This is a genomic window from Fredinandcohnia onubensis (assembly GCF_002734285.1).
Taxonomy (GTDB): domain Bacteria; phylum Bacillota; class Bacilli; order Bacillales; family Bacillaceae_L; genus Ferdinandcohnia; species Ferdinandcohnia onubensis_A.
In genome coordinates, this window is the sequence record NZ_NSEA01000019.1 from 253,937 (window position 1) to 264,551 (window position 10,615).

At 41.2% G+C, this 10,615-nt stretch carries 12 protein-coding genes; all 12 read left to right on the top strand.

Annotation, left to right across the window (positions count from 1 at the left end; translation table 11 throughout):
- The first annotated feature begins 14 nt into the window (after positions 1-14).
- The 12 genes from CKJ95_RS18455 to CKJ95_RS18510 all read left to right on the top strand — a co-directional run bounded on the left by CKJ95_RS18455 (position 15) and on the right by CKJ95_RS18510 (position 10,601).
- The gene (locus CKJ95_RS18455; RefSeq protein ID WP_099354894.1) at positions 15-1,178 is read left to right on the top strand and encodes a galactokinase; all 1,164 of its coding nucleotides are present in this window, start codon (positions 15-17) and stop codon (positions 1,176-1,178) included.
- Between the two features lie 51 nt (positions 1,179-1,229).
- Positions 1,230-2,219 (top strand): UDP-glucose 4-epimerase GalE, encoded by a 990-nt coding sequence (galE, locus tag CKJ95_RS18460; protein WP_099354895.1) that lies wholly within the window; start codon positions 1,230-1,232, stop codon positions 2,217-2,219.
- A gap of 10 nt (positions 2,220-2,229) precedes the next feature.
- Complete coding sequence (gene galT / locus CKJ95_RS18465) at positions 2,230-3,717, top strand: UDP-glucose--hexose-1-phosphate uridylyltransferase (protein ID WP_099354944.1); 1,488 nt, start codon at positions 2,230-2,232, stop codon at positions 3,715-3,717.
- A 12-nt stretch (positions 3,718-3,729) separates the two neighbouring features.
- Positions 3,730-4,764 carry an aldose epimerase family protein gene (locus CKJ95_RS18470; protein WP_099354896.1) on the top strand — a complete coding sequence of 345 codons (1,035 nt, stop codon included), beginning with the start codon at positions 3,730-3,732 and terminating at the stop codon, positions 4,762-4,764.
- Positions 4,765-4,858: 94 nt separating this feature from the next.
- On the top strand, positions 4,859-5,842 hold the full coding sequence (locus CKJ95_RS18475; RefSeq protein ID WP_099354897.1) for a LacI family DNA-binding transcriptional regulator: 984 nt from the start codon (positions 4,859-4,861) through the stop codon (positions 5,840-5,842).
- Positions 5,843-6,508: 666 nt separating this feature from the next.
- Complete coding sequence (locus CKJ95_RS18480; RefSeq protein ID WP_099354898.1) at positions 6,509-6,856, top strand: hypothetical protein; 348 nt, start codon at positions 6,509-6,511, stop codon at positions 6,854-6,856.
- Between the two features lie 67 nt (positions 6,857-6,923).
- Positions 6,924-7,202, top strand: coding sequence for a hypothetical protein (locus CKJ95_RS18485; RefSeq protein ID WP_099354899.1), 279 nt, complete (start codon positions 6,924-6,926; stop codon positions 7,200-7,202).
- A 59-nt stretch (positions 7,203-7,261) separates the two neighbouring features.
- Positions 7,262-8,488, top strand: a complete 1,227-nt coding sequence (locus CKJ95_RS18490) for a hypothetical protein (protein WP_099354900.1) — start codon at positions 7,262-7,264, stop codon at positions 8,486-8,488.
- Between the two features lie 11 nt (positions 8,489-8,499).
- Positions 8,500-9,288, top strand: a complete 789-nt coding sequence (locus CKJ95_RS18495) for a hypothetical protein (RefSeq protein WP_099354901.1) — start codon at positions 8,500-8,502, stop codon at positions 9,286-9,288.
- Between the two features lie 11 nt (positions 9,289-9,299).
- The gene (locus CKJ95_RS18500) at positions 9,300-9,692 is read left to right on the top strand and encodes a hypothetical protein (protein WP_099354902.1); all 393 of its coding nucleotides are present in this window, start codon (positions 9,300-9,302) and stop codon (positions 9,690-9,692) included.
- Positions 9,689-10,147 (top strand): DUF5085 family protein, encoded by a 459-nt coding sequence (locus CKJ95_RS18505; RefSeq protein ID WP_099354903.1) that lies wholly within the window; start codon positions 9,689-9,691, stop codon positions 10,145-10,147. Before CKJ95_RS18500 ends, CKJ95_RS18505 begins: the two co-directional genes overlap by 4 nt.
- A complete protein-coding gene (locus CKJ95_RS18510; protein WP_099354904.1) occupies positions 10,140-10,601 on the top strand; it encodes a DUF5085 family protein in 462 nt (153 codons plus the stop codon). The genes CKJ95_RS18505 and CKJ95_RS18510 overlap by 8 nt, the downstream gene beginning before the upstream one ends.
- Positions 10,602-10,615 lie beyond the last annotated feature (14 nt).

Below are 10,615 nucleotides of genomic sequence, written 5' to 3' on the forward strand. Positions count from 1 at the left end.
GAGGCAAATCCAAGATGGATCTCAAACAACTTTCAGATAGATTTATAGAAGTATTTAACGAAACCGATTACAGAAGCTTCTTCGCGCCTGGCCGTATTAATCTCATTGGCGAGCATACCGATTACAATGGCGGCCATGTTTTTCCTGCTTCAATCACAAAAGGAACGTATGCGCTTGCGAGAAAACGTGACGATGAAAAAATCAGAATGTACTCGATGAATTTTGAAGACCTTGGGGTAATTGAGTTCGACTTAAGCGACCTTGACTACAATAAAGCACATGATTGGGCAAACTATCCGAAGGGAATGCTCCGTTATTTACGTGAAAAAGGCTATGAGATTGAAACTGGAGTTGACGTGCTTTTTTACGGTAATATTCCAAATGCTGCGGGCCTCTCATCATCGGCATCCATTGAGCTTGTGTCAGGCGTGATGTTCGAAAAATTATTTAACCTTGAAATTGACCGTGTGGAACTTGTAAAAATTGGTCAATTTGTAGAGAATAAATTTATTGGTGTGAACAGTGGAATCATGGATCAATTTGCGATCGGAATGGGTAAAAAGAATGCAGGCATTTTACTAGATTGTGATACATTAAAGTTTGAATATGCGCCAATCGAGTTGGACGAACATCTCATTTTAATCATGAACACGAACAAGCGCCGTGAGTTAGCAGAATCTAAATACAATGAACGTCGCAGTGAGTGCGAACAGGCACTTGTCCAACTCCAAAAGGAGCTGGATGTTCAAGCGCTTGGTAACATTACTAGCGAGCAATTTGAACAACACAAGCATCTAATCGAAAACGAAACATTAAAAAAGCGAGCTAAACATGCGGTTTACGAAAATGAAAGAACGTTAGAGGCGCTAAAAGCCCTAAAAGCGGGGGACCTCGTAGAATTCGGTCGTTTACTAAATGCATCCCACACATCTTTACGTGATGATTATGAAGTAACCGGTGAAGAGCTTGATACTTTAGCAGAAGCAGCGTGGGCGCAGGAGGGTGTACTAGGTGCACGAATGACAGGCGCTGGCTTTGGTGGTTGTGCAATTGCCCTCGTTGAAAAAGACAAAGCGCAAGCAATCATCGATGCAGTCGGAAAAATCTACGAAGGAACCATCGGCTACCCGGCTTCCTTCTATGAAGTAAGCATCGGCGACGGCGCAAAAGAACTATAATAGGGTGGACTCAGGGCTGTCCCTCTGACCCACAAAAGGAGCGAATAAGATATGAGTATTTTAGTATTAGGTGGAGCGGGTTATATTGGCTCGCATGCGGTTTATCAGTTAATTGACTCGAACGAGGAGGTTGTGGTTGTTGACAATCTTCAAACGGGTCACAAAGAGGCGGTTCACCCGAAAGCGAAGTTTTATCAAGGTGACATCCGTGATCGAGCGTTTTTACAGTCTGTTTTTGAAAAAGAAACTATTAATGCGGTGATCCACTTTGCGGCGAATTCCCTTGTCGGCGAATCAATGGTTGACCCGTTAAAATACTATGACAACAATGTGTTCGGCACACAGATTGTCCTTGAAACAATGAAAAACAATAATGTGAAATATATCGTTTTCTCATCAACGGCGGCAACTTATGGTGAACCAAAGCAGGTGCCGATTACGGAAGACATGCCGACTGTTCCAACAAACACGTACGGTGAAACGAAGCTTGCGATGGAGAAAATGATGAAGTGGTCTGAGATTGCACATGACATTAAATTTGTGTCACTCCGCTATTTTAACGTAGCTGGGGCTCGTGCAACTGGTGAAATCGGTGAGGACCATGACCCAGAAACTCATCTTATCCCGGTTATTTTACAAGCAGCATTAGGAAAAAGAGATGCTATCACAATCTTCGGTGAGGACTATGATACGCCAGACGGCACATGCATCCGTGATTATATCCATGTCGAGGACTTAATTAATGCGCATATTTTAGCGCTAAAATATCTTCAAAACGGTGGCGATAGTAACTATTTTAACCTTGGAAGTAACAGTGGATTCTCTGTAAAAGAAATGGTTGAAGCAGCAAAAGAGGTTACACAGCGTGATATTCCCGTCAATATTGGCGAGCGCCGTGGCGGTGACCCGAGCATTCTGATCGCATCATCAGGAAAAGCAAAGGAATTGCTAGGTTGGGAGCCTAAGCGTACATCAATCAACGAAATCATTAAGGATGCGTGGAACTGGCATGTAAACCACCCAAATGGGTATGAAAGCTGAGGGGAGCAACTTGACTATCTACGGAACTGTTCAGCAGTTAACAGGGCAGGCCATCAAGGTCGGACTTATTGAAAAAGAAGACGTGATCTACGTCCGCAATCAGGTCCTTTCCTTATTAAATCTTGAGGACTACGAGCCAACTGAGCAAGTCTCACTAGAAAAAGACATCCCAACTTTGGTTGAGGACCTAGTTGAATACGCGTGTGAACAAGGTGTTATTGAGGACTATTTCGATGCTAAAGAAATTTTCGCAAGTAAAATCATGAACGTGATGATCCCACTTCCGTCCGCGGTAACACGTCATTTTTATGAACTTCATCAACAAGACCCGGCAGCAGCTACGAACTATTTTTATAAGCTAAGTAAAAATAGCAACTACATTCAAATGAAACGAATCGAAAAAAATATTGAATATAAAGTAGAAACTAAGTACGGTGAGCTTGATATCACCATCAACTTGTCTAAACCTGAAAAGGATCCTAAGCAAATTGCACTTGAAAAAGAGACAAAAACTAACGGTGAGAAGTATCCAAAATGCTTGCTTTGTGTAGAAAATGAAGGGTATGCGGGCCGCATCGGCCATCCGGCTCGCTCGAATCACCGCATCATTCCGGTACCACTTGAGGGTGAAACCTGGTATTTGCAGTACTCACCATATGTGTACTACAACGAGCACAGTATCTTGCTTTGCGAAGAGCATCGCGATATGAAGATCAGCAGTGAGACATTTGCACGATTACTTGGCTTTGTTGAAAAGTTTCCTCACTATTTCATTGGTTCAAACGCAGACATCCCAATTGTTGGGGGCTCGATTTTAACTCATGATCACTACCAGGGTGGAAACTATGAATTTGCGATGGCAAAGGCAGACGATGATATCAAATTCACGTGGGACCGTTATGACAACATCGTAATTTCAACGGTAAACTGGCCAATGTCTGTTCTTCGCCTAAGAAGCATTAACAAGCAGGCCTTGGTTGAAGCGGGCGAGCACATTTTACAAGCATGGCGCAATTACAGCGACCCGGAAGTCGACATTATCGCGTTTTCTGGTGACACGCCACATAACACGATTACACCGATTGCTCGGAAACGGGATGGCAATTACGAACTGGACCTTGTTCTCCGTAACAACCGTACAAATGACGAGCATCCAATCGGCATTTTCCACCCGCATGCCGATGTGCACCATATTAAAAAGGAAAACATCGGTCTCATCGAGGTCATGGGATTAGCGGTGCTCCCAGCTCGACTCAAGACTGAGTTGCAAGAGGTTGAAAATTACCTAATCGGCGAAGCAGACTCAGTCAATCCAATTCACCAAGAATGGGCAGATGAACTGAAAGCTTACAACCCAACAATAGAAAATGTACACGATCTTGTAAAACAAGAAGTCGGCAAAAAGTTCATGCGTGTGCTTGAAGACGCCGGGGTATACAAGCGTGATGAAGTTGGCCAAAATGCATTTAAGAGATTTATAGAACACTTTACAAAATAGGAGATTTTGAATATGGAAGCTACTGTACATCCCTACGGAAAGCATGATAACCAAGAAGTCCAAGCTTATACGTTAACAAATGACCATGGGTTAAGCGTTACTTGTATTGACTATGGCTGCATAATCACCGAAATTCTCGCAGCAGACCGAAACGGTTTGCAAGAGAATGTTGTACTCGGATTCGATAACCTTGATGGATATCTTGCAGATCAAACCTATCAAGGGGCGATCGTTGGTCGGATTGCAGGTCGCATAAGAGGTGGGGAATTTGAGCTAAACGGCAAAACCTATTCATTAGATAAAAATGAAAACACCAACCATATCCATGGCGGGGTAAAAGGGTTCAGCAAAGTCGTGTGGGATTCTACTATTATAAAGGAAGAAAAATATGTCGGCGTTGAGTTTAAGTATGTCAGTCATGACGGTGAAGGTGGCTATCCTGGAACTGTTGAAATGACTGTCACTTATTCACTCAATAATGAAAATGAATTTTTGATTTCTACAAAAGGTGTTCCAGAAGCAGACACTATTTTAAATATCACAAACCATGCATATTTTAACCTATCAGGCAACATGAAAAATGACGTGCTTGATCATGAACTTTCTATTAAAAGCAGTAAGTTTCTCGAACTAGACCAAGAATTTCTTCCTACCGGTGAACTCCTTGATGTCACCTGCACTGTTTTTGATTTTCGAAAGGGTCGAAAAATCGCTGACGGACCAAATTCAAAGGATAAGCAGATTGCCCTTGTTGGTCAAGGATACGATCATCCATTTTTGCTCGACGAAAAATTGGTTACACTTTATGATGAAGCATCTGGCCGTCTATTAAAGGTAGAAACGAACCAACCGGCTGTTGTCGTTTACACAAGCAACACAATGGAAGGCTTTGAAATGCGCGGTGGCAAGGCACGCCCGTATTTAGGCGTATGCCTTGAAACACAAGTACCACCTGATGCAATCCATCACCCAAACTTCCCATCCACGATCGTCAAAAAGGGTGAGGAATACCATTGGGAAACGAAGTACACATTTTCGGTGAAATAAAGGGACCAAGGGGACGGTTCTCCTGGTCCCGTATAGTGACTAGGAGGGGAACCAAGAGAACCGTCCCTCTGGTTCCACAGAAAGGAGATGAATCATGGCGGCGACAATTAAAGATATTGCGGAAAAAGCGGGTGTCTCCATTGCAACGGTGTCACGGGTGCTGAACTATGATTCCAGCTTATCCGTTAGTGATGAGACCAAAAAGAGAATATTTGAGATTGCTGAGGCGCTTTCGTATAAAAAGCGTCCATCCAAAAAGTCTTCTTCTGCTCGGATTGGGATTCTCCTTTGGTACACCGAAAAAGAGGAGCTCAATGATCTCTATTACATGTCGATCCGTCTTGGGATTGAGCAGCGCTGTGAGCAGCATGGCATCCAAGTGGTGAATTTTTACAATAGCATTGACAGCATGAAGCAAGAGGAGTTTCAGGGAATCATTGCGGTTGGTAAGTTCAGTACGAATCAAGTTGATGAGCTATCCAATATGGCTGAGCACATTGTGTTTGTTGATTCAAACCCTGATGAGGATGTGTACGATTCTGTTGTTGTTGATTTTGAAAAAGCGACCCGAACCGTGTTGAAGCGTTTTATCTCGAATGGTCATACGAATATTGGCTATCTTGGTGGCCGTGAGGAATTCAAGGACCACTCTGCGGAAATCGATGAAATACGTGAGAAAACGTTCAAAAGCTATCTTTCAGAAGCCAATCTACTAGATGAGAGCAACGTTTATATAGGAAGCTTTACGGTCGAGGACGGGTACAAATTGATGAAACAGGCGATCGTGGAAAAAGGAGACGACCTCCCAGCAGCCTTTTTTGCAGCTAATGACCCGATTGCAATCGGTGCATTGCGTGCATTAAATGAAGAAAAACTCGCCGTGCCGGACCGTGTAAGCCTGATTGGGGTCAATGATATCAGCGTCTCCAAATACGTCTTCCCGCCACTGTCAACGGTCAAAGTTCATACCGAGGTCATGGGAGAAACCGCCGTAGACACCATTCTTGAACGGATCGCTGGAAGACAAATCGCGAAAAAAGTATACATTGCTACTAAATTAGTGATACGAGAAACCTAGTCATCCACCTGACTAGGTTATTTTCCATCCATTTTAATAGGAAAGAAAGATTACAAAATCCCCTGCAACAACCACGAAACTCCTAGAGAATTTAGTCGAATCCTCGTACCTTTTCCTTACCTAATCACCAGCATTTACCACTCTAAACAACCATTCTCCGAAAATAAAATCCTATTTTACAAAAACATTACTTCGTTATAAGGGGAAGCTGAATTTTTAACTCCACATTAATGAAAGTGCTTACAAGCAACTAAAGGCCGCGGAGTCTTGTCAAGTTACATTTATGTTACAAACATTAACGATAAAAGGACTAATTTCCTACTAATTGTAATAAAGGGAGTCAAGAGGCTTGAAATCAAGATATTATGTCGAGGGTTATCAACGTTCTTCCGTTTTATGAATTTCTCAAAAGTACTAGACGGGTAGTACATCTTAGGTAGTAAGGGACTCCGACAGGAACGACAATTTGTAGAAAAATGTAGAATAAACAGGTCTTTCGTCTCGGTTACTAAGTTGGTTGAATATTCTGGAAAAATTGACCTACTCCAAAATATCGAGTAGTTTTTAGTATATATCTGGAAAAAGTGTGACCTTACTATGTCAATTTTGCCCCATATAAGGGCATTGCACTATATAAAACTTATTTATGATAAGCAGGTGAATTTTATGGGAATTAGTGTTTCTGCCGCAATTTCACAGGCAAACCAACTTCGTAATTATGCCTCACAGCTTCGCAATCTCAAAAGCTCTTTAAATGGGTTTCAAGGTAACATCAATTCAGCTTGGCAGGCAACTGAAGTTCAGTATATCAATCAAGCAATTGCCGAGATCAATCGTGAACTAAATCAGATTGCCTCAAAGCTTGATTCAGTCGCCCCCGACATCATCTCGGTTGCGAACCAAATCAAACGTGAGGAAGAGGCAGCAGCTCGTGCAGAAGCTGAGGCGAGAAGGAAGGCTGAAGAGGAAGCGAGAAAAAGAGCTGAGTTAAATGGACCATATCCACGCTATTAATTGGATGGTAGGTTCGAATTAGCATTCATCTCATCGGAATAGATTGTAAATGGATGAGGGAGATCTAATGACTAAATTAAATAAAGAGAAAATTTTTCCTTCAGCGCTGTTGTTTATTACTTTTTGTGTAACGATATATTTTACAATCGATGGTTTTGTATATATTTTTCATCATCGAAGTGATATGAACTTCGGATTATGGGTGTTTTTAGGAGTAATATTATTTTTAATGTGGTTAAGTCTTCTTTTTTTACATAACTTTATCAAAGTTTTGACTGCTAAAACGTTTAAAGAACTTTACAAAGTTTATAATCCGTATAACCCTTTTAACCCTTTTAAATTCTAAAAAGTGGATGATACAAATATTGCTTAGCATCCGCCACATGATAAAGGAGAGAAACGACTTTGTCTGTAATTAAAATAAAAACTAATTATGTTTTAGATACGAATGCTCATTTAACAAGTGCAACTACGAGGCTCTGGTCCCTCAAAATGGACCTGTCAAGCGTGAGGTATTCGATTGATAGTCGCATTTCATCGAGACAAAATATTGCTGGAAGGCTCTCGGATGCCTATTCAAAGGTTTCAGAAGTACAAACGAAAATAAAACAGTTGGAGACCTTTGTTCAGCAGGCAGCACAACGCTATAGCAGTACAGAAAACCAAATATGCGGTCAAGCAAAAGATATCGTTGAAAATAATGGCTGGAAATATGACTTGGCGCGTAACGCCACGATCGGTGCCGGGGCAGCTCTGCTGAATTCGAACAAACTTTTGCGTGTTGGGAAAGGGCTCCAATTCCGGATGTATAGGAAAAACGGGCAAACCTTTATCAAACTTATGGGAGATAAGATTCGAAGTCTCAAAGATTTCGAGAAGTATTATGGCCTCCTAAAAGAAGGTCTCGGTGGTACGTCTAAGTGGACACGTAATTATGTGACGAATCTAGTGAATAATGGTATTCCGCTTTATCGAGATGGAAACCCGGGTCAATATTATAGTAAAAACGCGAGTAAGCTAATTAATTCAAATTTTGAAGCATTCGATGATGCTATTAATCGCATTGACGATCCATTCCATAAAGTTGCAGGCCGAACATTAGTTGATGAAATGAAGGTTTGGGAAAGCTTTACAGGATGGAAAGATGCAACGAATGTTACAAGAGTGGGTAAAGGTCTCGGGATACTAGGTATTGGAATTGATGTTTATAGTAACTACGATGAAAACTTTACAAAAGATGCTCAAGGGAATCGCGTATACTCTGCAGAAAATATTAAAGAGTTTGCAGTTGATACGACAGTTGATATCGGTGCAGGTGCGGCTGCGATGGCGGCAGGTGCAGCAGCAGGGTCATTCTTCCTTCCTCCAGCTGGAACCATTGTTGGTGCGGTAGCGGGTACGGTTGCTTACGGGGCTATTAACTGGAAGGTGTTTGGCGACAAAAGTATTGTAGATGTCATGAAAGACGGAGCAAATATTGCAGTTGATAAAGCCGTTGAATGGGGTGGAGAAGCTGTAGACTTTGTTGGAGATACGGCCAAGAATGTAGGAAAAGGAATAGGTGAAGCGGCTGAAAAGGTTGGCGATTTTGTAGGTGGCATTGGTAAGAGTCTAGACGAAGTATTTTGGTAGGAGATGAAACAATGATAAAAGGAGCAAATGAAGAGGATTTATTCAAAATAAAAGAAGTAGCACAAACGAGACTTAGACCTGATAAAATCACAGGATTCTTTTGGTTGACGCTAATCTTTAGCGGGATCATGGTCGCCTTTACATCATTAGCGTTAAGTGAGAGTCCGGTCATCACGAACCCAATCTGGCCAACCATTCATAAAATACAGATTGCCTTGTTTGTCTTAAATATAGTGGTTGCTCTATTCTTTACACCTGAAAAAAATGCATACCGTTATCAACGTTTGCAAGCCGTTTTCTTAAGCTTCTTTGGATTTAAGCTTTCCATTGATTTCTTTCCGTTTTATTTTCTTGCAGCGGAGGATAAAATGGCGCCAGGCTACATGAGTATTTTCGGAATCATTATTTTTGTAGTTGGGCTTGTGTTAACGGTATATGCCACATTGCGGGCGTTTAAACGCTTGCAACAGGGAGAGTTCCGAAAGGACGGAAAAGGACTCTATAATTTTAAGGAATCGAAAGCACAGGTAAGCATTCCAGTTATATTTGGAGCAGTTATGATTGGTGGAGCTATTATTCAACTCGCATCAGATGCTCAAACAACCTTTTCAAGCATGATTGGTGTTTTGTTTATCTTACTTCTTTGCACAGTGCTTCAATACACTATTGCGTTAGTGTGGCCCGAATTTTTAATTCTAACGTTGAGTAAACTTCAATTCGAACAATTTCGTATCCCACTGAAAAAAAGAAAGAACTTAAGCCAAAAGGTACATACAAAAGGTGCGAAGGTAAAGAAGTAGGTGGAGTATTCTTGGTGTATATAAGTAAACCCATTCAGTTTATATGCTTGTTCTTTGCGATGATTTTATATATCGAAGCGCTGGAACTAATCTATCAAGGGAGCATTACAAGTGGTCTCATCATGCTTGTTTTACTCGTTCTTGCTACAATTTTGATTTTAAAATGGATCAGCAAATACCCAGTATCGTTCTTTGGAATGTTTTTCGTAAACGGGATGCTTAGTTTGATTTCGTTTATTGTCATACTGTATATCTTCTTTTTCATAACAGGCACCCGTTCCTTCGGTGATGGGATGGGTCTTACCATGCTGTTTGTAGGAATGTTGCCGATCGTCTTTTGGTGGAATTTTAATATTTTAGAAGTATTTAGAAATAAGGAACGAAAGGGAGGGTTCGGAAAATGAAAGTGAAAAGAAGTCCTGTTACCTTTCATAATGTAATCAGTACGAAATCGAGAAGTAAAGTAAGCGAATGGCATCAAACGGCAAAGGATTTTCGCAATGCCATTATTCGAAACGATTTGTATAGCACTGGTCCAATTATCTACCGTGTCTCTAATTTTTCAAAGGAAACGCAGGAAGCTGACTATACTTTTTTCATACCAGTCAATGCGCCCGTCAAGATGGCTGAAAATGACCGCTTTGAATTTACGAGTGTTCTAGAGTTTGAGGATGGTTTAAGTTTCCGACATGCTGACCTAGATGAAGATATCGAAATTGCCTATGACCTACTTCGAGAGGTTGCCGAGGCACACGAACTCGAGTTAGAGGAGCCATTTTACAATATTTATCTAGATGTGTACGGTTCTGGCATTATTGATGTGTATGCGCCAATTGTGAAGGTGGATGAACATGATTAATCCGAGTGACTCCATTCGTTTTACAAATGTCGTTTCGAAAAAGTTTCGATTTCATTATCACGAAATGAACACGGTAATGAATGCCTTTTTTCAAGATGTTGCGAAGTTAGGTGTCAAGATGAAAGGCCCATTCTTCTACTCCATCAACAATGTGCCGATGGACGAAATGGTCGATGCAGAATTGTTTATGCCCATTCGTGAGGATGCTCTACCGGAACAAGAACAATTTGAGTTTCATAGCTATTTTAGCATTGAAGATATGGCTTCGATCTTATTACATAAGGAATTTGAAAAAAATACACAAGTGGCATACCATATGATACTTACGTACTTCGAGGAATCGAATCTACGACAAGTCACCCCGATTTTCCACCTGGTCTCAGGGGATGAAAATTTTAGATATATGTTTATTAAAATAGGGTACGCCCCTAAGGTTTCAAAAGAAGTCGTTTAAAAAGTAGTTTTTTA